The organism is Algoriphagus yeomjeoni (assembly GCF_003259505.1).
In the GTDB taxonomy this organism is placed as follows: domain Bacteria; phylum Bacteroidota; class Bacteroidia; order Cytophagales; family Cyclobacteriaceae; genus Algoriphagus; species Algoriphagus yeomjeoni.
The window spans coordinates 14,235-40,086 of record NZ_QLLK01000011.1; the positions used below are offsets into that span (position 1 = coordinate 14,235).

Here is a 25,852-nt window from a genome sequence, read left to right on the forward strand (position 1 = left end):
TAGAATCTGCCATGACGAACATTTTCCTAAACCCAAAACACCTTATTTTTATTTTTGGATTTATAAGTTGCAGCTTAACTTCAACTGCTCAGTTCACCAAACCAAATATCCTCTTCATAGCTGTAGATGACTTTAGAGCTGAGTTGGGTCATTTTGAAAAAAGTACAATCATCACTCCCAATTTAGACAAACTAGCATCGCAAGGGGTAAGTTTCTCCAATCATTTTGTGCAAGTACCAACCTGTGGTGCATCTCGAGCTGCTTTTCTCACAGGAAAAAGGCCTGGGCGAATTGCGGAATTGGGCAACAACATCATGCAGGACGAATTTTCTGTAAAACAGGAAACTGAACTTCCAGAGACATTTATCCATCATCTCAGAAGAAATGGTTATTACACTGTAGGAATGGGAAAAATCTCTCATTCGGTAGATGGCTATGTGTATGGCTATGAGGAGGAGGTTTCTGACAAAAAAGAACTTCCCTATAGTTGGGATGAATTCCTTTTCGATCCTGGAAAGTGGGGGACTGGTTGGAATGCTTTTTTTGCCTATGCAAACGGTGAAAACCGGCAAAGTATGAATCGGCAAGTTAAACCCTACGAGGCTGCAGCTGTCGACGACTTAGGCTATCCTGATGGACTGACCACTCAATTAGCTATCAAAAAACTTAGGGAATTGAAAAACAGCTCTCAACCATTTTTCTTAGGTGTGGGACTATTCAAACCTCATCTTCCTTTCACTGCTCCGCAAAAATACTGGGATCTATACGACAAGGACCAAATCTCTTTGGCCAAAAACCCTAAAAAACCGCAAAATGTAGCAAAGGCTAGCTTACAAGAAAGTGGCGAGTTTAATGGCTATGAATTGGGTGAGGAAAAAGCTGGATTGGACAATGTACTTTCTGATGAGTATGCGCGAAAAATCAAGCATGCATATTATGCAGCAGCTAGTTATTCTGATGCTCAGATCGGGTTGATTCTGGATGAATTGAAAGCTCTCGAGCTGGATCAAAACACCATCGTAATTGTTTGGGGAGATCATGGTTGGCATTTGGGAGAGCAACAGGTTTGGGGTAAACATACACTTTTTGAAAATGCTTTAAATTCGGCGCTGATCTTTAAAATCCCGGCTTCAAACATTTCCAAAATCGATGATTCGATAGTGGAGTCTGTGGATATTTATCCAACGCTGATGGAATTGACCGGAATAGAGAAGCCTGCAGGCTTGGATGGAAAAAGCTTTGCGAAGCTCCTTAAATCTGAAGAATCTCAAACTGGAAATGTAGCCTACTCCTATTATAAAAATGGAATTTCTTTGAGAACAGATCGGTACAGATTAACGCAATATTTTAGAGGTGCTGAGCCGACAATTGAGCTTTACGATCATCAAAAAGATCCGTTAGAATCTATCAATATCGCGGCGGAAAATCCAGAAATCGTGGCGAATTTGATGCCTTTATGGCAAGAAGGAAATACTGGGCTTTACAACAAAAAATAATACGATTCCTATTTCAATTTTTCGTTATTCTTGTGCCGATCGATGTCACGAACATTCTTTTTCTCAAAATTCTTTTTCATAGCCTCGGTGAGATCCACGCCCGTTTGATTTGCCAAGCAAATTAATACCCAAAGCACATCAGCCATTTCATCGCCTAAATCTTTCCCTTTGTCTGATTCTTTGAACGATTGCTCTCCAAACGTTCGGGACATGATTCTGGCCAACTCTCCCACTTCTTCCATTAATATGGTCATGTTTGTCAACTCGTTGAAGTATCGGACACCAACTGTTTTGATCCACTGATCAACTTGAGCTTGAGCTTCTTTTAATGTGATTTCGTCTTTCATAGTGCGGGTATGATTTAGTCAAAATTAACAATCTATCCTTGTACTATCTGTTGATTTCGTGTCTAAAAGGATCAGTTATTGTTAACTGTTTTCTTTTAATAGAAAGGTGCAAAAAAATAAAAGCCCTTTCAGTGACGCTAAAACAGAGTGCATGAATCAATATTTTGAGGTTATTCGAACATCCATCCTCTATTTTCCATTAGCAGCTGTTTTGAGCTTTGTACCCTACGCCTACTTTCAATATAAGAAAATAGGATATGTCCAGTTCAACAGGAGTTTGGTGTTCTATGTTTTTGCGTTTTACTCCATGACAGCATTCTTTTTGACGTTGCTTCCCTTACCGGAAATAACTGCTGATTTCTGCGAAGTAAGAGCTGGAAGATTTATCCCAAGTTATTTTCCCTTCCGTTTTATCAAAGACACCTTTCGAGAAGTTCAGGGAAATATCTCCCTATTCGGTATAGTGAAAAGTACCACCTTCAAGGTAACTGCATTCAATGTTTTACTATTGATGCCTTTGGGCTTTTTTCTCAGGTATTTGTTCCAAATTAAGAATGCCTGGCTGGTGACTTTGATCGGATTTCTGACCTCACTTTTCTTTGAGGTCACGCAGCTCACAGCGATTTATGGCTTGTATCCATGCAGATTCCGCCATTTTGAGGTGGATGACTTGATCACCAATACATTTGGATGTTTTATAGGTTTTGTAATTGCCCGATACTCAGATGTCCTTCCTAATGTTTCCAGCAAACCTCTTTTGAATCGAAGCAATGTAACTTTGACCCAGCGATTTTTAGCAATCTTTGTAGACTCTCTACTGGTAATTTTATTTACTTCCTATGTCATAGAAGGTCTAACTGAGAACGTATGGGTACTTTCTCTAATGAAAGTAGGGTTGATATTCTTTTACTTTATTTTCGTAAGCAAAATCACTAACGGTCAGACTTTTGGAAAAAAGTTACTCGGAATCCGAATCATCAGAATGGATGGTTTGGCCCTTACCTACAAAGATCTAATTGCACGCTACGGCATATTTTTGATTTTGCCTTTTCTCGTTGGTGAGGTTTCTAAATTTCTGATCGATACTCGATTTGACAACAGACTTTATCTTTTCCTCTACCTGCTTTTCTTGGCGATTTGGTTTGTAGGTACGGTCTTAGTGACTTTCATCAGAAAAGATCACCGAGGCTGGCTGGATAGATTTGCACATACCACCCAGATCCTTGCAAGTCGATCAGATCGAAACTGAGAGATCTTTAAAAAAAATATTGATTTAGAATCAGATCATTCTTAGAAAATTTTGATAATGTTTCGAGATGTTAGTTTAAATTGAAAGCTGATATAGGCAAATATCTTTTTCACTTGAAACATAAACTAGCCATCAGCTATGAACAAATTTATCGCAATTCTTTTCACCATTTTAGTTAGCATTTCGTGCTCGACGAAGGAGGAATCAAGGCCACTTCCACGCATTGCCATCGCAGGTTTGGCTATAGAATCCAGTACTTTTTCGCCAGCAACTAGTGATGTGGCTGCTTTCCGGACTAGAGAGGGGGACGATATTTTCAATTATTATCCTTTCTTAGATTCCGCATCGACAGATCGAGGAAGAGCGGAATGGTTCCCAACCTTGCGTGGTCATGCCATCCCGGGTGGTATTGTTACTCGTGAAGCATACGAAGAGCTTGTGGGGAAGACCCTAGATATGCTCAAAGAAAACCTTCCTTACGATGGACTTTTCTTCGATATCCATGGAGCCATGAGTGTGGTGGGATTGGATGATCCTGAGGGTGATTTTATTATCCGTGTTCGAGAGGTAGTTGGGCCGGAGACCTTGATTTCCACTTCTATGGATTTGCACGGAAATGTCTCTTGGAGATTGGCAGAAAATACCGATTTGATCACTTGCTATAGAATGGCGCCTCATGAGGATGCTTTGGAATCTAAGCAACGCGCCGTTGAAAACATGCTGGATCGACTGGAAAGTGGAAAAGGAAAACCTGCTTACAAGGCTTGGATCCCTGTTCCAATCCTACTTCCAGGCGAAAAGACAAGTACGAGAATTGACCCAGGCAAAAGCCTTTATGCAAAAGTAGATCCCATGACCAAAAAGGAAGGCGTGATCGATGCAGCGATCTGGATTGGCTATGCTTGGGCAGATGAACCTCGAAATCATGCAGTGGTGATGGTGACTGGAGATGATGAGAAAGCAGTAACTGAATCTGCCGAAGAATTGGCTCAAAGCTTTTGGGATGTGCGGAATGAATTTGAATTTGTAGCGCCTGTAGCTACTTTGGAAGAAAGCCTAGACATGGCCATTGCAAGTGACAAGAAGCCATTCATGATATCAGATATGGGTGACAACCCAACTGCAGGTGGTGCCGGTGATGTGACTTGGACTTTGACAGAAATCCTGAAGAGACCAGAGTTCAAATCTGAAAATGGCCCAACTTTGATTTATGCTTCTATTCCAGGACCTGAGTTTGTCGAGAAAGCAATTGAAGCAGGCGTAGGTGGAAAAGTAGAAGGAACTGCCGGGGCAGCGATTGATGATAGATTTGCTCCGCCTGTAATGCTAAATGGAACTGTGGAAGCTATCAAAGAAGGTGATGGCGCAGCGGAAGTTGAAGTTGTAGTGAAAGTAGGTTCTGTGCATGTAATCGTGACCAAAAAGCGTAAGCCTTATCACAATGAAAGTGACTTTACAGATCTAGGTTTGAAGCCAAGAGAGGCGGATATTGTAGTAGTGAAAATCGGGTATTTGGTACCGGAACTTTACGATATGCGAGCAGATTGGGTGATGGCTTTGACTCCAGGAGGAGTAGATCAGGACTTGGAGAGATTAGGCTACAAGCGTATCAATCGCCCGATGTTCCCGTTGGATAAGGATATGGCCGATCCGGATTTAAAAGCTAAATTGGTTCCTGCGGCTGACAAACTACAAAAGTAAATCGTGTGAATAAACTTGGTAAACTCTTATTAATCCTTTTTTCTTTAGCCCTTTCTTCTGAGGTAATCGCATGCAAATGTGCGTTTCTAGGCCAAATGTCTGGCAAAGACATAGAAGAAAATGATTACATAGCCTTGGTTAAAGTAATAAAAGTTTATCCTGTTCATGTACCAGATTCTGGTATCTCAAGATCCATTGATATAGAATTCAAAATGGATATTGAAGAAATCCGAAATTATAAAGGAAAGAAAAACAGCAGCCTAGTGGTAAGGGGAGGGAATTACTTATCAGAAATATGGACTTCGTGTGATTTTGGAATGAAGGAAAATCAGGAGTGGTTAATTTTTGGAAAAACAAAAGAGGGTGGAATGATTATACAGCCATGTTCAAGAACAATATTATACACAGCTGATGATGGATATCGAGATTGGGAACATGGACGTGGCTTTAAGCAATTAGCTTTCTTAGATAGTGCTTTTAACATAGATAAAAAACAAGATTTTCCAGAATCCGGACCCGATACCATGTTTTATGAAAATGGTAATATCGAAAGAGTTCTACACTTCAAAAAAGGAAAAAGAAATGGGTCAGTAACTTACTTTTTCCCAGATGGGAAAATTTATGGTCAGGGTTCCTACAAAAAAGGAATATTGGATGGAGACTTTAATTGGTATTTCCGCTCTGGAAAACCAGCTACTAAATCAAGTTATAGTAAAGGTCATAAGGTGGATAAAACCATTAATTATAGCTTAGCTGGGCCAGAATCGCAACCTAGTACAATTATCTTTTATAATAATAAAGGCGAAGAGATTCGATTTCAGTCTTTTTCAAAAGGTACAGATGGTTGGTATCTGCGCAATGAAGAAATATATGACCGTAAAAAACAGTATAGAGAGAGTAAATATTTTTATGAAAACGGCGAATTAAGCTCAATTAATATTGAGAAAGAAGGAGAACAAATTGAAAACAAAGAGTTTAAACAGGATGAATTATTATAAGAAAGAAAAGTCTTGAATCTTAAGTCTAATATCTAACATCTCAAAAAATTGATGAACCCAAAACCTTCCTCAGTCGAAGAATACCTAAGCTGGTGCTCTCCTGAAATTCGGGAAAAGCTGGAGCAAATTCGTGATACAATTCTGAATGCACTTCCAAAAGCCAAAGAAGTGATCAGTTATCACATGCCAGCATACAAGACCACGGAAGATTTGGTTTATTTTGCTGCAGCGAAAAAACACATAGGCTTTTATCCTACAAATAGTGGCGTGAGTGAATTCAAGAAAGAACTGGAAGGTTTCGTGACTTCAAAAGGAGCAATTCAGATTCCTTATGACAAACCCTTGCCTTTGAAGTTAATCGCTGACATTGCAAAATTCAGAGCTGAAGAAGCTGAACAAAGGGCAAAAGCGAAGAAGAAAAAGTAATTATTAAAGCTTCGACGCCCTTTTGATTGATAAAGTACTGTGCTCTTTGGGTTAAAATCGGTCCGCTTTACGGTATAAAAACCTAACCCAGCACCTTTTTAGTTGCCTCCAAAAAACTATCAATCTCAGCTTTACTGTTATAAATATGAGTTGAAATCCGGATAGCATCCAACTTGCTTTCAGGAACTTGACTAATCCGGAAACCCTCTTTGCTAATCAAGCCAGCAGCTTCCTGGAAATTCATTTTCTTAGGCTTGAAAGTCACCATAGAGATTCTCGATTCCGATTCTGAAGGACTTAAAACATCCAGTAACGAATTCATTTCAACTAGCCCATCGAAGAGGTATTGATTCAATTCTCGAACTCTGGCTTCAACTTTTCCTTTGCCAATTTCTGCATGAAAGTACGTCGCGGCCACAGCTCCCTTCATCATAGGTAAACTTTGACTGCCATAATCAAAACGATGGGCAGTTGGCACATAGCCTTTGAATTCGGGCGGATTTTGATACATATCCCAACCCAAATCCGAATACGCACCTACTTGATAAGCTTGAACTTGTTCCAAAACTTCCTCTCGCACATATAGAAACCCAGTCCCATTTGGCCCCAAAACCCACTTATGATAACTGCTGGTATAAAGATCGCAACCCAGATCGTTGAGGTTTAAATCAAAAGTTCCTGCTCCATGAGCCCCATCGATTGCGGTAAATATTCCTTTGCTTCTAGCGAAAGCTGAAATCTCTTTGATCGGAAAGACCAATCCCGTTGTACAGGTAACATGGGGAATAGCGATAACTTTCGTTTTGGGAGTTACCAGACTTTTGATCAGATCCAAATTCTCAGCTTGAGTAGCTTTGGGTTCAAAAGGCTTTAGAATAATGCCATGCAATTTGGCTCTATTGAGCCAAGGCAAGGCATTCCCCACATGCTCATGCAAAGTAATAATCACCTCATCACCGGCTTTCAGAGGAAGCCCCCAACATATAATATTAATCCCCTCAGTAGTATTATGAGTCAGTGAAATCTCGGAGGTTTTTATCCCTACATAAGCAGCCAATTTCTCCCGTTCTGGCTCAATATGACCATATTCCCCAGAAGTATTTGTTTCTTCAAAAGAGCTTTGTAACGCATCCAAAACCACCTGAGGAGATGGGCCAAAGGTTCCGTTATTTAGGTAAACTCTACTGTCCTTAAGCGGGAATTTCTTTCGCACATCATTCCAAAACTCCTCGCCTTGTATTGAATGGTTTATCGTATTTGAAGCAATGTGATGTGGCGAATTAAAGGAGAATAAGCCTGGAATTGCAATTCCTGCGCTAAGTTTCTGGATAAATGATCTTCTACTTGTCATAAGGTTTGTGGCTATTCTATGATTTAAAAAATGATCTTCAATAAATCAAACCCAATGCTACCAGCTAGTTGAAAAAACAGGTTGATCGGAGAATCAAGTCAATCCTGAAAAAATATTCTTCTTTTCCACAAAATCTAGGATCTTCTTGTCCAATGTCCAGATCTCCAAGTCAAGACTGATCGCTGTCGAAATAAAAACAGAATCAACCAATCCTATTCCACGATTCAACAGTTTATTGTCTCTTGCAAAAATTCCAGCTTGATAAATAATCCCAGGGCTATCAACGATATTCATTTGTAAATAAAACTTATCAATCATTTCGATCTCTCTTTTACCCTTTGCTCCTTGCATAAGTTCTGCAAAAATCAATTCAATCGAGAAAATTTCCGCATGATCAATGACCTCTAAAAAAGGTTCAAAATAAACCGGGTTTGCTTTGAAGAACTCTATCCAGATAGAGGTATCAATTAATACCCGATTCATTTCTGATTTAAATCACGAAGTTCCTTCGCTCCATAAGTAAACTCCAGTGGTTCAGCCGCAATACTATTTGCATAGTTTCGCATCAACTTTCTAGAACGGTAATCTTTCAAAGCTATTCGCAAGGCTTCAGTAATATTCTTCGCTCCTGAAATATCGATCACATCTTGGATCAATTCATCTTCAATTAACGCAGTGACTTTCATATATTTATATAGTTTATCTACAAAAATACGAAACCACATCGTATAAAGTTTATTTACACTAGGAAATCATATTTCCGAATTGGTAAATAATTCAAAAAGGATTTATTTAGAAAAAAAATCGTAACCCATGCCACTCAAAACTTGCGATGAAGGCCATCAATTCTATAAGACAAGTGATTGTCCCACTTGCCCGATCTGCCAAAAAGAGAGAAAACCTACAGAGGGATTTATGTCCAAAATCCCAGCTCCTGCTAGAAGGGCACTTGAATCGAAACAAATTGATACCTTGGAAAAACTTACCTCATTTACTGAACAAGACATTCTTTCTCTGCACGGCATGGGAAAAAGCTCAATACCTAAGCTAAAGGATGCTATGGAGAAAAAGGGATTGACTTTCAAAAGCTCAGATTAAATTGCATTTTAAAGTTCTCGTTGCAATTTATCCTCATAACCCAAAATGCTTCAATACATCCTTATTCTATTTTTTACACTCAGTACCTTCTTAAATCAGCAAAAAGCTGAGAATATAAAAGGAAACCTTTTCGCAAAAGAAAGAACTCGAGTGATTCAACTGGCGGATGAATATTCCAAAGAAAAACCTATCACCGTAACCGCAGAATCCAGTCCTAGAAGTGCCGGAGAGATCCATGATTTCTATTCCGAAGGAGATTATTGGTGGCCTGATCCCGAGAATCCAGACGGCCCTTACATTCAGCGGGATGGACTGACAAACCCTGAAAATTTCACCGCACATAGAGAGGCGATGATTCGCTTTAGCCAGATTTCAGGTGCTCTAGCTTCGGCGTATTTGGTTACCAAGGACGATAAATATGTCACAGCTTTGGCACCACATCTCAAGGCTTGGTTTATCGACGAGGACACGAAGATGAACCCAAACCTACTTTATGCCCAAGCGATCAAAGGAAAAGTCACAGGTAGAGGAATTGGCATCATTGATACCATCCAACTCATGGAAGTGGCCAAAGCAATAGAGGCAGTGGAAGACTCCGGAGTGATTTCCAGGTCAGATATCCAACTGATGAAAAATTGGTTTGCTGAATATCTGACTTGGATGACGACACACCCCTATGGGATAGATGAGCGAGATCATGGCAATAATCATAGTGTGTGCTGGGCGATGCAGGCGGCTGTTTTCGCCAAACTTGTGGGTAATCAAGAAGTGCTGGACTACTGTAAGGAAATGTATAAAACCGTGCTTCTCCCAGACCAAATGGCAGAAGACGGAAGTTTCCCACTTGAGTTGAAACGCACCAAACCCTATGGCTATTCCCTTTTTACACTGGACGCCATGGCAACGCTTTGTCAGGTCTATGCTGAAGATGAGGAGAACTTATTCTCTTATCAATCTCCAACCGGTAAATCACTGGCTAAAGGCATCTCATTCCTCTTTCCTTATGTAGAAAACAAGAACACTTGGCCCTATCAGAAAGATGTGATGTATTGGGATAAATGGCCCGTACGCCATTCGTTCCTGCTTTTTGGAGGCATGGCATATCAGAATGAAAAATATCTTGCCCTTTGGAATACCCTTGAAGCAGATTTTGATACACCCGAAGTCATTCGGAATATGCCGGTGAGATTTCCCTTGCTTTGGCTTTCTGATCAGGAAAAAGCTTCTATAGGAAACTCAACATTGACAACAGCTGCTTCCACAAAAATAATAGCTGCTGGGCTAGTAAAATACAGTGACTTTGGTGCCACAGGCGATGGGAAAACCGATGATATAGTTGCTATCTCAGCGACTCATGAATTTGCCAACAAACACAAGCTAAAGGTGAAGGCAGACGATGACGCAACTTATTATATAAGTGGAAAAGATCAACCAGTGATCATAAAAACTGACACTGACTTTGGCCAAGCAAAATTCATAATTGACGACAGGGAAGTCGAAAATCGTACTGCTTCAGTTTTCCTGGTTAGTTCGGGCCTTAAACATTTTAAACCTGAGGGAATTTCTTCGCTGAAAAGAAACAAGCAAAAAATCGATATCTCTTTACCCAGTCCTTCTTTGATCACTGTCACCAATTCCAATAAGATGAAGTATATCCGATATGGTCTGAACCAAAACAATGGCGCTCCGCAAACGGATATTTTCTTGGTGGATAAAGACGGCAACATAGACAGCAACGCTCCTATCATTTGGGATTTTGATGAGATTACTGATATCGCTGTGCTTCCAATTGATGAAAAGCTGCTGACAATTACCGGTGGACATTTTACGACAATTGCCAATCAGGAGGAATCGAAGTACAACTATTATAGTAGAAATATTTCTATACAGCGCTCCAATGTAATGATTGATTCCTTAGAACATCGTATCATAGGAGAAGGCGATCATGGTGCTCCATATAATGGGTTTATCAATATTAGCAAAGCTGCATTCGTCACGGTGAAGAACACCATTTTAACAGGCCACAAAACCTTCTCAACCATAGGCGCCGCAGGGAAGCCGGTAACTATGGGTACTTACGACATTATCGTCAACCGATCTCTGAATGTATCATTTATCAACTGTAAACAGACTAATGACATCGATGACAGCACGTATTGGGGGATTATGGGTTCAAACTATAGTAAGAATCTGCTTTTCGATAAATGCACCCTATCCCGATTTGATGCGCACATGGGGGTAGCCAATGCGACTATCCGAAATTCCAAACTTGGACACATGGGTATCAATGCCATCGGCACTGGAACTTTCACAGTAGAAAACTCGGAGATAAGAGGAAGGAGCCTAATCAACCTACGTTCCGACTACGGTAGCACATGGGAGGGGAAATTGATAATCCGTGATTGTACATTTATTCCAAATGGTGGTAAATCCTACAGCGCTTCCCTGATTAATGGCTATAATTCCGGCCAACACGATTTCGGATACACCTGCTATATGCCTGAACAGATCATTGTTGAAAATCTAAAAATCGATGACTCCAATCATCCAGAGGACTATCAAGGACCAGCTATATTCGGGAATTTCAATTCAGAAAGAATTGATGAAACCTACCAGGAGAAGTTCCCTTATGTGCTAACTAAAGAAGTTACGCTAAAGAATGTGACTACATCGAGCGGAAATGAGTTGAGGGTTAGTGATAATGACTGGATGTTTAAAAATGTAAAAGTTAATAGAAAATAAAAAGCTCTATTATTAATTATATCTATCTTATCGCAAATAATTAATTTCGATAGATTCGATAGATTTAATTTCTAATCAAATTTATATGTAACAACTATTCAGAAGGTCTATAGCTTATAGTCACATACTGCTTACCCCATTGACGAGCTTCAAGTACATTCAGCCCCATGTAAATATCAATTTTATTAACCCACCTTCTATTCATTTTGTCTAGAACTTTATACCTTCCTTCAAGACCTTCTATGGTAATGTCCATATTATAATAAAGCCCTGAATCGAGAAGATCTCTTGATATCGCCACAGCTTTCATGCCTGGTTCTAAAGTATCTCCCCATGCGGTAATAGACGGATCACCGTCAGTTTGGGCTGTTACAGAATTATATGCAGTAGCCACTACCTCCATAGATTTAGTCTTAGGTTTGCTACAAGAGGAAACAAAAAATATAATTAAAATAGCAAGAATTTGTATGTTTTTTAAAGGTTGACACATACTAAGTATACTCATTTTATTGAAAAATGTTATACAATAACAATATTAGCATTAATCAAACTAGTCAATAAATAATATAATACATCTATTAATTAATGTAAAATTATACATAGTATTGAGGTTTATAATTCATCCAACTAGAAAATAAATAACTTTGCACTAGTTAGATTTAGGAAGCCTTACTATTGACCTGACTTATATGGAATAAAGTGTTAGCTTTTCAATTCTATCACCTTCCCCACCGCCTCCGGCACATCTTCAGCGTAGTGACTGACATAAATCAGAGTAATACTACTACGCTCACAGATTTGCTGCACCGTATCTTTGAAAAGTCTTCGCTGAAACTCATCCATTCCCTGAGAGGCCTCATCGAGAATCAGCAATTTAGGTTCCTTGATCAGCGCTCTAGCCAGCAAAGTCCAGCGTTGGTTTTCCAGAGAAAGTCGATTGATCGGAATATTTGTAAAGCTTTCCAGTTGAAAAAGATTCATCCAGGAATCAGCTAACGTTTCCTGCTCAGCTGTTACTTTTTTGTATAAACCCATGGTATCGAAAAGTCCTGAAAGGATGACTTTGCGACAGGTTTGGTTGGTGGGGAAGAATCGGCTGAGTTCGGGAGCTACAAAACCCGTAGGTCGCTTCACATCCCAGATGCTTTCGCCGGTTCCTCTTTTACGCCCAAAAAGCCAGAGATTCTGTGAATAGGCTTGGGGATTTTCTCCGATTAACAAACTGATTAAAGTAGATTTCCCAGAGCCATTTGATCCTTTTAGCAGCCAGCGCTCACCAGATCGTACTTCCCAATTGAGATTATTAAGAATCTGCTTTTCTCCGTATTTGATCGTGAGGTTTTCCAGACGGATCACCTCTTTATCTTCATTAGGGAATTTTGGAATTAAAGAATCCAACAACTCCCAATCGTAAGAGAGATTTTGCTCTTGCTTTGTTGTCAAATGAAAGTCATCTACCTGCCAACTCTTCTCTATTCCTTTTCCACTTAATTTGGCTACATGAGTAATGCCTTCTGGAATTTCATTTGCAGAAGTAGTCATCAACACTTGAACTCCTTTGGAGATTATAACTTTCAAAATTTCACCAAACTCTGCCCTACTTTTCACATCCAAACCAGTCATCGGCTGATCCATCAGGTAGATTTTTGGCTGACGCATCAGCCCCATACCTAAAGCTAATCGTCTTGTTTCACCATTGGAAAGCAAAAGCAGTGACTTATCCAATAGATTCTCTAAATGCAGCAATTCAGATATGGTTTCCAAAGTCCATGGCCCTCCAACTTTCGAGTTAACTTCTACCAAATACTCTCGTACGGTGGCGGTATCATTTGACTCAGAAGAATTGAATCGCTGCTGAAAATAGAAGTTCTGTTGATTGGATTTATTGCGGATTTCGTAGCGCTGCGAAACGTAGGCAATCAGATCTCGGAAGGAGTTGATTTCACCTGACTGAGTTTTCTCTTCTGTGTACTCTTTTGCGAATGGTCGCCTGATCTCCCCTTTTGGAATCACTGCATTTCCTCGTATGGTTTCTATGAACGCAGTCATCTCTGCACCAGAAGTCCCAATAATCGCCCATTGCTGCCCGGTTTCCCAATTGAAATCTAGCGATTCAAAAACTTGTTTTCCCTTGGTTAGAACTTGTGCGGAATGAATGCTAAGAAGTGAGGTTGACAAAATAGAGGGGTTTGAAAATTGAAGATTGGCAAAATCTCCGAAACGGTCAAAATCCAACTTCATTAAAACAAGTTGGGCTATCGATTAACTTCCAAATAATTCGGTTGACGGAGGCTATCCTGTGCATCATAGAGATAATTATACTGAATCATATACTCATCAGCCGGCAGGAAAGTATCATTTGTAACTTTCAGCTTTTCCATCAAAATACCTTCCAGCTGATTTTGCAGTTCCGAAAATTCCGGATCATTGACTAAGTTATTTTGCTGGTAAGGATCTTTTTCATTGTCATAGAGCAACCAAGGACCTTTTAAATCTTCTACGTAAGTATATCTCTTGGTCCGAATACCTCGAAACTCTCTTCCTCCGTTTTGGAATTTCCACTCGTGAAAAGGCACGGGAAGCATAATTAAAGCAGCTTCATTTCCCAAATCTTCTCCGGCTAACAACTCACCGGAAAAATCCTGACCCTCTATACTCTCAGGCGAAGCAATATCACTTAACCCGAGTAGGGTAGGCAATAAATCTGGCGTACCAATTGGGTCATTCACTTTTCTGCTTTTCTCTCCAAATTTTGCAGGGTAACGGATCAACATCGGGACTTTAATCGCCTCATCATAGGGTCTTTGCTTTTTCAGAACTCCCTTGGACATGAGCATATCCCCATGCTCGGATGTGAAAACCAGAATCGTATTATCTGCAATTCCCGCTTTATCCAACGCATCCAATAAATTCCCAATCGCAAAGTCTATCGCCGAAGCATGCGCATAATAACCAGCCATAACCCTTCTCGCGGAGTCTTGTAAAGCTTCAGGGACATTGGGACGAACTTCCAATGTACTTGCGTCATATAAATCCTGAAACTCTTTAGGTGCAGAAAAATAAGGGTCATGAGGTGGCCCATAGGACAACATCAACACGAACGGATTCTCTTTATTCTTTTGGAAATAACTAATCGCACTATCCGTCTGAGGAAAAACATCGTACCCTTCCCAAGTGTGCTTCTCGTCATTTTCGTCGAAATAAAAGCTATTGTTATAGTTGTGCGTCACCTCTCTGACCTTCCAGTAATCAAAGCCCTGCCTCCTATCCTTTGGTACCGGCAAATCCCTCGAACTGAAATGATGCTCTCCTCTCTCATGGCCATTCAAATGCCATTTTCCAATATACCCAGTGGCGTATCCCTGATCCTTATAGATCTCCGCCATGGTCAGAGCTTCATTTGGCAAGGGTTTATCATTGTAAAACACACCATGGGTCAAAGGATATTGACCGGTTAAAAAACTCGCTCTCCACGGCGCACAAACAGCCATAGTGGTTACGGTATTTTCAAAAATCAAACTCTCTGAAGCAAGCTTATCTAAGTTTGGAGTTTTGATTTGTGTATTTCCCATGTATCCGACTTCCTGAGCTCTCCATTGATCGGCAAGAATGATGATCACATTCGGCTTTACTTGGCTTTCGTTGGATTCCTGACTAGGCTTACTACAGCTGCAAAACAATTGAGTAATGAGTAGAGAAAAAGCAAAAAATTTAAGGATAGATTGGGTTTTCATGAAAGAGGATTAGAGTAAGCAAAACCTAAATTATACTTCTCTAAAGTAGATAAAACAGACCACATCCTATCCTGTTCTAACCTGTCGATGAGTTAGACTTTATTCTTACTATCCATCAAAATCGTGACTGGGCCATCGTTAACTAAAGACACTTTCATATCAGCTCCGAATTCCCCCGTGCCGATTGGCTTGCCCAATTCCGCTTCCAACGTTTGAATCATCTGCTCATACAATGGAATAGCAATTTCCGGTCTCGCAGCTTTGATGTAAGAAGGTCTATTCCCCTTTTTGGTGCTGGCGTGTAAGGTGAATTGAGAAATCAATAAAATCTCGCCGTTGATATCTAGCACGCTTTTATTCATCACTTCATTTTCATCGGGAAAAATACGGAGGTTCACGATTTTTTTTGAAAGCCAGCCAATATCTTCTTGATTATCTGATTCTTCAATTCCCACTAAAATCATCAATCCAGTTGATATCTCTGCTTTGATTTTTCCATCAATTTTTACTGATGCTTTAGATACACGTTGAATAACTATTATCATTTGCTTAGATCTTGTAATTCCCCAGAGCTTATAATTTCTTCAGACATTGATTTAGTGGCTAAAGCAGTTTTTACCATGCCTTTGGCAACTTGGTAATCGTAAATCGGGCGGAGATTTTTAAAAAGCTTCAACCAAATCAGAGGCTTCATCACTACTTGGGCTACTTGCTCACCTAATCGGAACTCAGATCGGTTCCCCATCAGTAAGGATGGCCTGAATAATCCCAGATAATCAAAGCCTATAGCTTTTAAGTCATCCTCCGTTTTACCTTTTGTCTGGCTGTAAAAGATCGAAGATTTAGCGTCAGCTCCAGAGGAAGAAACATAGAGAAATTTGGATGCCCCCAAAGTTTTTGTCCACTCAGCAAATGAAATGACCAGATCATGGTCTATCGCAAAAAACTTCTCCTTCGACCCTGCTTGCTTGATGGTTGTCCCTAATGAGCAGAAAGCATGTACTTCAGCCTCCTTTTTCTTCAAACCTTCAATTAGTGGGAAATATTCTCCACTCAAACTCTGTGTAGAAATTTTACCTTCCCAATCCCAGCTGTCAATTTTCGCCATATCACCTTCAATCTGAATAAGCTTCTGCTGCTTGATAGCAAGCTTTCTTCGACCAACGCTTAAGACGTAGTCGTAGTCCTCGCTTTTAAAAATCTGGTGAAGTAATGCCTTTCCTACAAGGCCTGAAGCTCCGGAAATTAGGGCGATTCGCATAGTTTATATCGTTTCAGCAATCAACGGAGTCAGTTCCTCTGCAATCGCTTTGTTTTTATCTCTTGCGTACCAAAGGTGAGTTCCGTCAGAGAACTCTTTGGACGTTATATTTTGAGGATCGAGTTTATAAGCTTTCAGGCGATTCTGAAGAAACTGAGGCCTCGGGCCCCAAACAAAAAGCTCTTTACTCAAGTCACCACTTAAGGCAATCAAAATAGGAATTGAACGCGCTCCTTCGGTTAGATAGGCATCCATCAATTCAGGATTCTCATCACGCATCAGGATTCTCAAATTAATCATCGGATTCAATGCTGCGAGCTTAGCCATAAAAGGTATCGTCTGAGCACCATCCCCGCACCAGGCTTCAGAAATCACCAGCCAAACTTGTGGAGAAGAAATTGAAGCTACTAATTTCTCCAGCTCTGGAGAAACTTTTATTGTTTTGTCCCAGCGATTCATTCGCTGTAAATTCATCTTCGTATAGTTCAAATAACTCTCGGACTGATTTGGGCCAGTAGTTTTATTCTCTTCTACCAAACGCACCGTCATTTCCCGGAATTCTGAATATGTCTGACCTGTCGCCAAAAGCGCAGGCGTGATCAAAGTAGTTTCTTGGTCTAGCATTCCCTGTGATTTTGGGACCTAACAGAAGTATCTAGTCTTGAGTTCTCTCCCAATCCAAAAAATCCTCAATCTCATCTTTTACTTTTGCATAAATAGCCAAGACTACACTCAGGTCATCTGCAAAGCCAAAGAATCCCAAAAAGTCAGGAATAATATCTATCGGCGAAACAAAGTAAACTAAAGCCAAAACTACCAATCCAAGCGTACTGTTGGTCATTTTATGTACTCCACTGAAATGCGCTTTTATCATTCGGATAAATATAGAAACAGGCTCTATCAGTTTTTTTACTTTTGGATTATCACCCACTTTTGAAATCTTACTTCCAACTCCAGCAATTAACTCCGTAACTTTTTCTTTTTGTTTTACGAGTGCATCTACCTTCTTGCCAAAAAGTGCTTTGGCATTATCGATAGTTGCGGAAGTCTTTGCTTTGAAGCTGCTCATTCTCAAAAGTAAATTTGAATCTCTGATTTCACTTGTTTCAACGCATATCCAATCGGATCGTTTTTCCTCTCCAATGCTTGCGCAAAAATCGCCTTTGCCATATCAATCCCAGTAGCTTCCTCATTTAGCATTTGGCGACTTTGATTGATGATAGTCGTCACTTCCTCCACTGCACGCTTCACTGCTTCCCAGGTTTCCTCGGAAAAGTATACCTGCTGGGAAAAGTTATGGTTGAATTCCTCACGCACTTCTGCAAGCAAAAGCGAATGCAATTCACCGGAAGTAAGGCCTCCTGGATTAGATCTTCTCACCAAATTATTTGGGGTAATTCGCTCTAAGAAAAGGCAAATCCGCTCTGCGGCCTGTAGTCTTATGGGAAGAATGGTTTGAGAATTTTGGGTTTTCAACTCTACCAGTGTTTTTTCTCTTTCCTTGGAAAGAAAAGAAACAACCACGAGATACATGCCATAAAGGACGATGCCAGCTGGCAAAAGAATTTTCAATAAATCGACTGCGTATTCCATTTTTGGGGATTAAACTCGAATTTGCACAAATTATCCCCGTTAGAAAACTTCGAGGGAATGTAAATTTGTATTCTCGCGAACCAATTCCCTGCCAAAAACATTTTCACCACATGATAATTCCAATCAAGATCACCGAAAAAGCAGAAGCTGAGATCAAAAATATCATGGCCAATAAAAATATCCCTGCCGATTATCATCTTCGTGTTGGGGTAAAAGGCGGTGGATGTGGCGGTATGTCCTACGCTTTAGGTTTTGACAAGCCAAAAGAGGAAGATCAAAAATTTGAATTGGCAGGAATTCCAGTTTTGATAGAAAAAAAGCACTACATGTTTCTGATGGGCATGCAGATAGATTTTTTTGAAGGTGACGAAGCCCGTGGCTTTACTTTCGTCAATCCAGAAATCCCGAAGCGTCACGATGTTTAATTTTCTTTTAACCACAGAGAACACCAAGTTTTTCGCAGAGGTCGCAATTGACAAAGTTGACCTGCTTCTCCAGAAGCAGGACTAATATGACTCTTCATTAGCTGAGGATTATCCACGGATTTTTTAATAAATTCATCCGGCACAAAACCTCTACAATGAAAAAGTCTATCCTCACATCCTTCTTATTTTTCACTTTCTTCTTAGCTTTTTCTCAAGTAAAGCAACTCGAAAAAGATCAAGAACCCGGAAAAGGAAATGTCTCTGACCTAGATTGGCTAGAAGGTTTTTGGACAGGAACTGGATTTGGTGGAGAATGTGAGGAAGTCTGGATGCCTGCGGTAGATGGCAATATGATTGGGACTTTTCGCTTTTGGAGTGAAGGAAAACTTGTCTTTTCTGAATTCATGAATATCGTCCAAGAGGGAGATACTTTTTCTCTAAAACTCAAACATTTCAACGCCGACCTTTCTCCATGGGAGGAAAAAGACAAATGGACCACTTTTCGATTGGTGGAAGTTGGGGAAGATGCTGTGTACTTTCATGGCTTGACAATGAAGCGAGAGGGCAATGAAATTAACCTATGGCTGGCAATGACAGAAAATGGAGTACGGACAATTGAAGAGTTGAAGTATGTAAAGCGAGCGTTTTAATCTCTTGCCAAAAAGGTTAAATAAAGTTTGATTTGAGGCCGTTGAGGACAATTTCTTTTAATAACTAAAGAAACAATCCTTCTAGGAAATCTAAAGCACCACAGATATGGAAGGGCTAGATATTCTTTTACTTTTCCATGATCTTTTTGAAGGTAGTCGGATTTATGAAATCAGTTTCAAAGACACCTGAAACGCATTATTTTAGATTATATTTATTAGCCCTGAAAGGGTAATATATTTCAGCAATGGTCGATAGGCCATTGTTAGAAATAAGTAGATTTCATTTTTAAAGCCCGGAAAGGGCGCAATAAGCTATGGCACAATCACTCGTGAAAAATTTTGTGCATATTATTTTTAGCACAAAAAACAGGCAACCGTTTATTAAAAAAAACTATGAAGATGAACTCTTCAAATACCTTGGAGGAGTTTGCAAAGCGCATGATTGTACTCCACTTAAAGTAGGCGGATATTTAGATCATGTTCACATTCTATGTCTTCTTAGTAAGCACATGACTATTGTTAACTTATTGGAAGAAGTAAAAACGGATTCCTCCAAATGGATGAAAAAGCGTGATCAAGAACTTAGTAATTTTTATTGGCAAGATGGCTACGGCGCATTTTCAGTTAATCCGAGCCAGATTGATACTGTTAGTATTTATATTCAAAACCAACGAGAGCATCATGTAAGCAGAACTTTTCAAGAGGAATACAGAGCATTTTTAAAAAAATATAAAGTGGACTATGATGAGAGATATGTTTGGGGATAATGGAAATTAGTCTTATTAATTTTAATTACACCCTTTCAGGGCTCTTGTTCTAGAGATGCTTCACTATTGCGATGGGCTGCACCCATCGCTTTGTTATTGAGCCCTTACAGGGCTTTTGAAATCTGCAGGGAATTGGGAGATTCAAAACAATTTATCTACTCTAAAATAGCAAAACAAATATCTCTAGACCCATGTAGTTTTGATTAGATGGAACCTATTTGTGCGAAAGGGCAATCTTAACTCTCAAACCCTGGTTTCACATTGCTCCAAAACTCATCCAATGCAATGATTCTGGGCTTAAGGAATGAGATAATCGCTGGCCAATCGCCCGAATCCATCACATTCACATTAGTCAAGATTTTTTCAATCCTCGAAACTGGCTGTCCAAATTCATTTTGGTCCAATAATTTCCAATCCCATTCTTCTCCGACTATCGACTCAAGCATTTTCCTGAATTGCCCAAATTGATCGAAATACAGTTCCTGCAATTCCTCATCCTGATGGCCAATTTCGATTCCAATTGAAGCAAAATCATTCTCGGCTTTCATCCGAAAATAGATGTTTCTTACTCCTGTCTTGTAATTTGGCCAGTTGATTCTTCTTCCTTCTGCATTCGGAATTGGCTTCATGTATTGCCCAAAAGCAATCCAAAACTCCGATCGGATTCTCGATGTTTCTGCTTTATTGTACAAGATTAATAAGTTGTATGGCTATCGCTAGGTAGGACAAGAACAATTTCTCCGGCTTTGGCATTTGCATCATCCAGCTTATCCAATTGATCTTGAGTGACCATATGGATATCCAAAATTTTCAGATCTGGAAACTCTCTTTTCAAATACCATAAAATACCTTCTCCATCTTTGGTATGATAAGATCCATTGATATGGTAAATCTGCTTTCCCTCATAAATTGACCCAAAAAGTGACTCTGCCATGGTTGCATCTTTCAAAGCTTGGGCTTGAATCATAAAATCCGAATTACCTGGAGCACCATGCATCATATCTTTCATTGCTACATATCCAGGCATATTCATATCAATCATTATGGGAAGCTTTGCAAAATAATTCTTAGCCTGAGGCGATAAGGAATCTAAAGCGGCTAGTCCTTTCTTGCTGACAAGGGAGGCGTACTTTCTTGGAACGTTTGTAGCAATAAATCTTAATCCCTTCTCCTTTGCGTATCGCAAAACAGGACGATAATCAGAGGTGTAATTTTTCCAAAGATTCGCCTCAGCTTCGAAATTGCTCTCGGTTATTTGACCCGAAAACCATTCGTCCAGATTCAACTGATCTTCACGCTCAAAAATCTCAGAGCCTACGACCAAATCAGGGTTTTCGGCATGCAACCCTTTCAAGACTTGCAGCTGCAGCCAATGACCCAAACTGTTATTATGAAGTTCTCCAAAGAAAACTGCATCCACATCCTTTGCTTGCTTCAACACATCTTTTAGCTCAATTTTTTTTCCTTTATTGGTAAAAAACTGGTAGGCTTCTCCTTGTGCTCTGAGATTTCCAAAAGAAACCAAAACAACTAGGGCTAAAAGTAAATACTTAAGCATAATCTTCAGGATATTTAATTTGTACGGAAGAGAAACTTACCAATCCGCCAAGTGCAGGGTGATGCTTTTTGAGTGTTAATCTGATTTGTGTGGTTTTGGGATAGGCTTCCAGTATATCGGTCACGATCATATGCCCCAGATGTTCCAGTAATTTCACTTTCACATCCATTCTGGCTTTGATCAGTTTGTACAATTTGGAATAATCGACAGTAGCACTCAAGTCGTCATGCAGCATCGCCTGTCTAAACTCCGTTTCCAGTTCTAAGTCCAATGTAAATCGGTTTCCTAAAATAGACTCCTCTGGATAGGCTCCGTGGTAAGCATGAAATTCAATCCCCTCTAAGCTTACTTTTCCCATTAGTCAAATTGGTCAAAGAATGAACCCGATTGGTTCTTTGGATCATCCGTGTATTTCGGTTGAGATGCCTGAGGCTTCATAGGTTCTTCTAATGGTTTTTTTACTTTCTCCGCTTCAAGTTCTTCTATATCTTCTTCTAAAACCTCGTCTTCTAGCTGCATCTTGGTATCTTCTAATTCCAACTCTTCTTCTGGATCCGGTTCCCTTTCCATTTCCAAGTCAGGAGTTGAATCGTGGTCCTCTAGCTCCAAGTTTTCTTCTATCACTTCCATTTCAGCTAATGGGCTATCTTCGATTTCTTCCTCTACCAGCTCCTCTTCTTCGTACCCAAGATTTTCAAGATTGCCAAAAGTGAATGTTTGTGACCGACTCAGTTCATCAATCGCGCGGGCATGAGCCTTTGCATCGATTCTTGTGTAATGCGCTTCCGATAGATCTATTTGATTCAACGTGTCTTGGGCTATTCGCTTCAGACTTTTAACCATAGCTTCTCTTTGCTCGGCTAAGCCTTCATAGGAGCGAACTAAACCCTGCATACTTTCTCGTAGCTCCACAATAGTCTCTTTTGCTTTTGCCTCGGCCGCTCCAATAATTGCTGCCGCTTGATCCTCAGTTTGTTTTCTGGATTCTGCTATCATTTGATCTATATGCTTGGTCGCATTATCCGCAGTTTCATTTGCATCGGCGATAATCAAATCAGCAGCTTCATTAGCTTCAACAATTATTGCAGCTCCGGTATCTTCAGCGGTTTTGAGGGTTCGGAAAAGTGATTCCTCCACATCCTTCAATCGCTTTGCCTCTGTTTCTGTATTTTGAAGCTTAGTTTTAAGCTCCATATTTTCTTTGTGGAGCTGATCAACCACTTCAGAGATTTCGTCCAGAAATGCTGTTACCTCTTTTTTCTCATATCCTCTGAAACCAACTTCAAAGGTTTTTTGCCGAATGGCTGCTGGTGTGATCTTCATGTGTCTATAATTTGTCTTTTAAAGTCCACCCCGAAAACACGGGGCAGGCTGTGGAATCTACCATGTCTATAATCTCCAGGTTTTGAAACTTGAAGTATTGCTCGATTTCATGGGTTAAGTTGCTTCAATTTGCCAAATAGAAATAGTACGGTCATCTGACACGGAAATTAAATTGCCTTGATAGCTACTCCAAATCACCTTATTTATTGAAGTGCCATGGCCTGCATTCCTTGCTTTGTCGATGACTTTGAGGAGTTTTCGGCGCCTTGCATCCCAAACCTTGATAGACTTGTCCATGGAGCAGGTGACTAGCAAGTTTCCGTCCTCCTTGAAATATAAATAATTAATGGCATACATATGTGCCACAATGTTTTCCTGAAGGGAATAGGTATCCGTTTCCCAGAATTTCAGGTGCGCATCTCTCCCTGCACTGGCCAAAACTGACTCGTCCGGTGAGTACGAAAGGGCAAATACCGAATTGGTATGCCCGGTCATATTTGCAAGTGGTTTGAAATTATCTGAAAGGTCTAGAATTTTTACTGTGTGATCGCTCAGACCTACTGCCAACTCTCGCTTGTCTTTGGCCAAAGACATTACACGAATACTCTTTTCACCTAGTTTTATGTGTTTTTTTACTGTTTTGGAATTGACATCAACTACAATAAGTACTCCATCTCCAGTGCCTATGTAGGCCTCATCTCCAAATACCTTAATGTCAAAAATCGCCTGATCTGTCAATTTCAGGGACCAAATCTCCTTGCTTTCATTCAGATCTATGACATGAATTCCTTCGAAATTATGACCAATGAACAGTAAGTTTCTTGAATAGTCAACGGCTAAGGCATAAACTGAGTGCGGAAGTCTAGCGATCAACTTACCATCTTTCGGAGTGTCCTGATCCCATTCCACAACCATCCCATCTCCAGAACCAGTATAAAAAAATCTAGGATCACAACCTTCCACCAGTGCATAGATGCAGTCATTGTGCCCTGTTAGTGTTTGTAATTTATTAACTTCTATTTTTGACATATATTAGACTGAGACTTTGGTTGCCCTGTTGGCGTATGCAAACAAAAATAGAAAAAATAGATTCCTCCTCGGCTTTGGCCATCAAGATTATCGAAACTCAGGATGAAAATGAGTTGGATTTTCTCAGCTTTAGAGAGAAACTCGGTTACGCTAACATTTCCCATCAGGAGAAAAAACGAGAATGGGCCACAGCACGAATCGCCATCCGAGATGCTTTAGATGTACTTCATGTGCCATATCCTGGTTTTTTCAAAGATGAGCATGGCAAATCCCAAGCGATGAATGGTCATGGGTTTATTTCACTTTCTCATACCATGGGCTATGCAGGTGCCATTTATCACAGAGATAATCCTGTAGGAATTGATATGGATTTGATACGCGAAAAAATCCTGAGAATAGGATTCCGCTTTTTGGACGAATCTGAATTAGACTTCTTAGAAAAGGATCCTTTACATTATACCATGGCATGGTCGGCTAAAGAGTCTATCTTTAAATGTCAGGGTAAAAGAGGTGTTTCTTTTCGGGAAAATATCCTATTAGAACCTTTTGATTCAAAGACTGGAATCATTAAAGGCAAGATCCGAGGTACGGATTTTACAGACCATCATTACACAGTACAAGTTCGCGTGATGTCAGACGTAGTACTTACTTACACTATTTGGTAAATGCAAAAGCTTAGCTTAACCATCCTTATTCTCTTTTCTCTAGCTTTCGGGCTTTCCGCCCAAAGTCTAGAAACGATCATCCTCACAGATGCAGTAACAGGCAAACAGGTCAATGTAGCCACCCAGGTAAAAGGCAAAGGATTGATTCTGGTTTTCCATAGTTTAGGTTGCCCTTTTGCCAAGATGTATGAAAAGCGCCTGATTGCTTTGCGCAGCAAATACCAAAATCAGGGATTTACTTTTATGCTGGTAAATCCTGAAGTCAGTCAAAAGCCTGAAGACCAAACCGCCCTGAGAAGCTACATAGACCAATCAGACATGAACATGTCATACTTGGTTGATGAAAATCAGGAACTAACCAAATTCTTTAAAATCACCAAAATCCCTGAAGTTATTTTGCTCACCTCCGGAGCGGTCGTCAGTTATAGAGGAGCACTTGATAATAATCCACAGGCTGAAAGTGCAGTGTCCTCAAAGTATTTAGATAAAGCATTGGATTCTATTCTAAAGGGCGAAGCTCCCACTCCGAGCCAAGTAAGAGCTGTTGGCTGTAATGTCCGGACCTATTGATCGTTCAACAAGGCAATTAACTCCTTAATTTCTTGCACTTTATCTGCCTCACCGAGCTTCTCAAATGAGTTCTCTAGGTTTCTGAACATCCTGAGCATAATCTGCAGATGTGCACAAGGCTCGAAATAATCATCTTTTGGCTCAATCTTCAACTGCTCCAGGTAATTAAAAATATCCTTCCTACTAAATATCAAGCCTTTGTTGAATGCATTAATGTAAAAAGTGACATCGGAAGATTTATAGGTGAGAACAAAAAGGTTAGGAAGGTTCACTCCGTAAATCGGCAGCCCTAGTTTCTTTGCGACAAGCAAATAAATCGAGCAGAGGGTCAAGGGATTCCCACGTTTCGAATCCAAAACCGAAGAAAGCATACTATTCGCTGGTGAATGAAAATTCTTGGTATTTGCTGAAAATCGAAGCGTATTGAACAGCACATTATTGATAGCGCGCACTTGTTCGTATGGCGTCAGATCATTTTTGAAAGCCGTCCACACATCAAAGTAAATCTGATGCATCTCTGCATTCAGTTTAGAATATTCCAGATCAGGATATTGATAGGTATTGATAATCCAAAGTCCGGTGAGCAAGTCTCTATCATCTGTATCTCTCCAATCTATCAGTCGAGTTTTCAGCAAAGAAAATTGAAGGTCATGAACCAGTTCTTCTATCTCCTTTTGAATATCAGGATTGAAGCTATTTTCCCATTTTTTCTCCAGGAAAGGAATGATATCGTTTCCCAAAGAAATAATCCGATCCCGCACATGCATTCTCACTTCACGATCGGAATCGTCCAACAAGGAAACCAAGGCATTTAATTCTCCGGGTGTCAAATCACTCATAGTCAAAAGGCTACGGTTAATGGCATTAAA

General features: G+C 40.1%; 30 protein-coding genes. 12 read left to right on the forward strand and 18 right to left on the reverse strand.

From position 1 onward, the window contains the following. Positions 1-11 precede the first annotated feature (11 nt). Entirely contained in the window at positions 12-1,496 is a 1,485-nt protein-coding gene (locus LV83_RS16730; RefSeq protein WP_111612714.1) for a sulfatase, read from the forward strand. An 8-nt stretch (positions 1,497-1,504) separates the two neighbouring features. Here the strand turns inward: LV83_RS16730 and LV83_RS16735 are convergent, their stop codons facing one another. Then, entirely contained in the window at positions 1,505-1,843 is a 339-nt protein-coding gene (locus LV83_RS16735; RefSeq protein ID WP_211320497.1) for a nucleotide pyrophosphohydrolase, read from the reverse strand. A gap of 151 nt (positions 1,844-1,994) precedes the next feature. On the opposite strand from LV83_RS16735, the gene LV83_RS16740 reads away from it, so the two are divergent. The 4 genes from LV83_RS16740 to LV83_RS16755 all read left to right on the forward strand — a co-directional run bounded on the left by LV83_RS16740 (position 1,995) and on the right by LV83_RS16755 (position 6,217). After that, the gene (locus LV83_RS16740; RefSeq protein ID WP_111612715.1) at positions 1,995-3,092 is read left to right on the forward strand and encodes a VanZ family protein; all 1,098 of its coding nucleotides are present in this window, start codon (positions 1,995-1,997) and stop codon (positions 3,090-3,092) included. A gap of 138 nt (positions 3,093-3,230) precedes the next feature. Then, a complete protein-coding gene (locus LV83_RS16745; RefSeq protein WP_111612716.1) occupies positions 3,231-4,793 on the forward strand; it encodes a M81 family metallopeptidase in 1,563 nt (520 codons plus the stop codon). 5 nt (positions 4,794-4,798) lie between these two features. Continuing rightward, positions 4,799-5,791, forward strand: a complete 993-nt coding sequence (locus LV83_RS16750) for a hypothetical protein (RefSeq protein WP_146613745.1) — start codon at positions 4,799-4,801, stop codon at positions 5,789-5,791. A gap of 51 nt (positions 5,792-5,842) precedes the next feature. Further along, positions 5,843-6,217: an iron chaperone gene (locus LV83_RS16755; RefSeq protein ID WP_111612718.1), complete on the forward strand. Its 375-nt coding sequence runs from the start codon at positions 5,843-5,845 to the stop codon at positions 6,215-6,217. Positions 6,218-6,299: 82 nt separating this feature from the next. Here LV83_RS16755 and LV83_RS16760 read toward each other — a convergent pair whose 3' ends face one another. The 3 genes from LV83_RS16760 to LV83_RS16770 form a co-directional block, all read right to left on the reverse strand. After that, positions 6,300-7,568, reverse strand: a complete 1,269-nt coding sequence (locus tag LV83_RS16760; RefSeq protein ID WP_111612719.1) for an aminotransferase class V-fold PLP-dependent enzyme — start codon at positions 7,566-7,568, stop codon at positions 6,300-6,302. A 93-nt stretch (positions 7,569-7,661) separates the two neighbouring features. Next, positions 7,662-8,051: a PIN domain-containing protein gene (locus LV83_RS16765; RefSeq protein WP_111612720.1), complete on the reverse strand. Its 390-nt coding sequence runs from the start codon at positions 8,049-8,051 to the stop codon at positions 7,662-7,664. Continuing rightward, positions 8,048-8,254 (reverse strand): type II toxin-antitoxin system VapB family antitoxin, encoded by a 207-nt coding sequence (locus tag LV83_RS16770; protein WP_111612821.1) that lies wholly within the window; start codon positions 8,252-8,254, stop codon positions 8,048-8,050. The genes LV83_RS16765 and LV83_RS16770 overlap by 4 nt, the downstream gene beginning before the upstream one ends. Before the next feature lie 127 nt (positions 8,255-8,381). On the opposite strand from LV83_RS16770, the gene LV83_RS16775 reads away from it, so the two are divergent. Together LV83_RS16775 and LV83_RS21760 are read left to right on the forward strand one after the other, a co-directional pair. After that, positions 8,382-8,666: an RNA polymerase alpha subunit C-terminal domain-containing protein gene (locus LV83_RS16775; protein WP_111612721.1), complete on the forward strand. Its 285-nt coding sequence runs from the start codon at positions 8,382-8,384 to the stop codon at positions 8,664-8,666. A gap of 45 nt (positions 8,667-8,711) precedes the next feature. After that, complete coding sequence (locus tag LV83_RS21760; protein WP_317046694.1) at positions 8,712-11,408, forward strand: alginate lyase family protein; 2,697 nt, start codon at positions 8,712-8,714, stop codon at positions 11,406-11,408. 94 nt (positions 11,409-11,502) lie between these two features. Here LV83_RS21760 and LV83_RS16790 read toward each other — a convergent pair whose 3' ends face one another. From LV83_RS16790 to LV83_RS16825, 8 genes are all read right to left on the reverse strand, one after another. Continuing rightward, a complete protein-coding gene (locus LV83_RS16790) occupies positions 11,503-11,811 on the reverse strand; it encodes a 3D domain-containing protein (RefSeq protein WP_245947082.1) in 309 nt (102 codons plus the stop codon). Between the two features lie 299 nt (positions 11,812-12,110). After that, a complete protein-coding gene (locus tag LV83_RS16795) occupies positions 12,111-13,586 on the reverse strand; it encodes an ATP-binding cassette domain-containing protein (protein WP_111612822.1) in 1,476 nt (491 codons plus the stop codon). Positions 13,587-13,663: 77 nt separating this feature from the next. Next, a complete protein-coding gene (locus LV83_RS16800; protein ID WP_111612723.1) occupies positions 13,664-15,142 on the reverse strand; it encodes a sulfatase family protein in 1,479 nt (492 codons plus the stop codon). A gap of 92 nt (positions 15,143-15,234) precedes the next feature. Beyond that, positions 15,235-15,687 (reverse strand): D-aminoacyl-tRNA deacylase, encoded by a 453-nt coding sequence (dtd, locus tag LV83_RS16805; protein WP_111612724.1) that lies wholly within the window; start codon positions 15,685-15,687, stop codon positions 15,235-15,237. After that, a complete protein-coding gene (locus LV83_RS16810) occupies positions 15,684-16,403 on the reverse strand; it encodes an NAD-dependent epimerase/dehydratase family protein (RefSeq protein WP_111612725.1) in 720 nt (239 codons plus the stop codon). The genes dtd and LV83_RS16810 overlap by 4 nt, the downstream gene beginning before the upstream one ends. A 3-nt stretch (positions 16,404-16,406) precedes the next feature. Beyond that, positions 16,407-17,027 (reverse strand): thioredoxin family protein, encoded by a 621-nt coding sequence (locus LV83_RS16815; RefSeq protein WP_111612726.1) that lies wholly within the window; start codon positions 17,025-17,027, stop codon positions 16,407-16,409. Between the two features lie 31 nt (positions 17,028-17,058). Beyond that, a complete protein-coding gene (locus LV83_RS16820) occupies positions 17,059-17,472 on the reverse strand; it encodes a YkvA family protein (protein ID WP_111612727.1) in 414 nt (137 codons plus the stop codon). 2 nt (positions 17,473-17,474) lie between these two features. Beyond that, complete coding sequence (locus tag LV83_RS16825; protein WP_111612728.1) at positions 17,475-17,996, reverse strand: DUF7935 family protein; 522 nt, start codon at positions 17,994-17,996, stop codon at positions 17,475-17,477. Between the two features lie 110 nt (positions 17,997-18,106). Here LV83_RS16825 and LV83_RS16830 point away from each other — a divergent pair, with 110 nt between their 5' ends. The 3 genes from LV83_RS16830 (at position 18,107) to tnpA (ending at position 19,838) form a co-directional block, all read left to right on the forward strand. Continuing rightward, on the forward strand, positions 18,107-18,421 hold the full coding sequence (locus tag LV83_RS16830; protein ID WP_111612729.1) for a HesB/IscA family protein: 315 nt from the start codon (positions 18,107-18,109) through the stop codon (positions 18,419-18,421). Between the two features lie 155 nt (positions 18,422-18,576). Further along, a complete protein-coding gene (locus tag LV83_RS16835) occupies positions 18,577-19,071 on the forward strand; it encodes a DUF6265 family protein (protein ID WP_111612730.1) in 495 nt (164 codons plus the stop codon). A 314-nt stretch (positions 19,072-19,385) separates the two neighbouring features. Next, complete coding sequence (tnpA, locus tag LV83_RS16840; RefSeq protein ID WP_111612731.1) at positions 19,386-19,838, forward strand: IS200/IS605 family transposase; 453 nt, start codon at positions 19,386-19,388, stop codon at positions 19,836-19,838. Between the two features lie 236 nt (positions 19,839-20,074). Here tnpA and LV83_RS16845 read toward each other — a convergent pair whose 3' ends face one another. From LV83_RS16845 to LV83_RS16865, 5 genes are all read right to left on the reverse strand, one after another. Next, a complete protein-coding gene (locus tag LV83_RS16845) occupies positions 20,075-20,530 on the reverse strand; it encodes a DUF4268 domain-containing protein (protein ID WP_111612732.1) in 456 nt (151 codons plus the stop codon). Positions 20,531-20,532: 2 nt separating this feature from the next. Beyond that, complete coding sequence (locus tag LV83_RS16850) at positions 20,533-21,396, reverse strand: ChaN family lipoprotein (protein WP_111612733.1); 864 nt, start codon at positions 21,394-21,396, stop codon at positions 20,533-20,535. Next, complete coding sequence (gene folB / locus LV83_RS16855; RefSeq protein ID WP_111612734.1) at positions 21,389-21,754, reverse strand: dihydroneopterin aldolase; 366 nt, start codon at positions 21,752-21,754, stop codon at positions 21,389-21,391. Before folB ends, LV83_RS16850 begins: the two co-directional genes overlap by 8 nt. Next, the gene (locus LV83_RS16860; RefSeq protein ID WP_111612735.1) at positions 21,754-22,719 is read right to left on the reverse strand and encodes a DivIVA domain-containing protein; all 966 of its coding nucleotides are present in this window, start codon (positions 22,717-22,719) and stop codon (positions 21,754-21,756) included. The genes folB and LV83_RS16860 overlap by 1 nt, the downstream gene beginning before the upstream one ends. Positions 22,720-22,833: 114 nt before the next feature. Continuing rightward, a complete protein-coding gene (locus tag LV83_RS16865) occupies positions 22,834-23,748 on the reverse strand; it encodes a WD40 repeat domain-containing protein (protein ID WP_111612736.1) in 915 nt (304 codons plus the stop codon). A gap of 35 nt (positions 23,749-23,783) precedes the next feature. Between LV83_RS16865 and LV83_RS16870 the strand changes: the two genes are divergently transcribed. Both LV83_RS16870 and LV83_RS16875 read left to right on the forward strand, forming a co-directional pair. After that, on the forward strand, positions 23,784-24,413 hold the full coding sequence (locus LV83_RS16870; RefSeq protein ID WP_111612737.1) for a 4'-phosphopantetheinyl transferase family protein: 630 nt from the start codon (positions 23,784-23,786) through the stop codon (positions 24,411-24,413). Then, on the forward strand, positions 24,414-24,983 hold the full coding sequence (locus LV83_RS16875) for a redoxin domain-containing protein (RefSeq protein ID WP_111612738.1): 570 nt from the start codon (positions 24,414-24,416) through the stop codon (positions 24,981-24,983). It begins immediately after the preceding gene. Here the strand turns inward: LV83_RS16875 and LV83_RS16880 are convergent. Next, positions 24,977-25,822 carry a transglutaminase-like domain-containing protein gene (locus LV83_RS16880; RefSeq protein ID WP_111612739.1) on the reverse strand — a complete coding sequence of 282 codons (846 nt, stop codon included), beginning with the start codon at positions 25,820-25,822 and terminating at the stop codon, positions 24,977-24,979. The genes LV83_RS16875 and LV83_RS16880 overlap by 7 nt on opposite strands. Between the last annotated feature and the right edge of the window lie 30 nt (positions 25,823-25,852).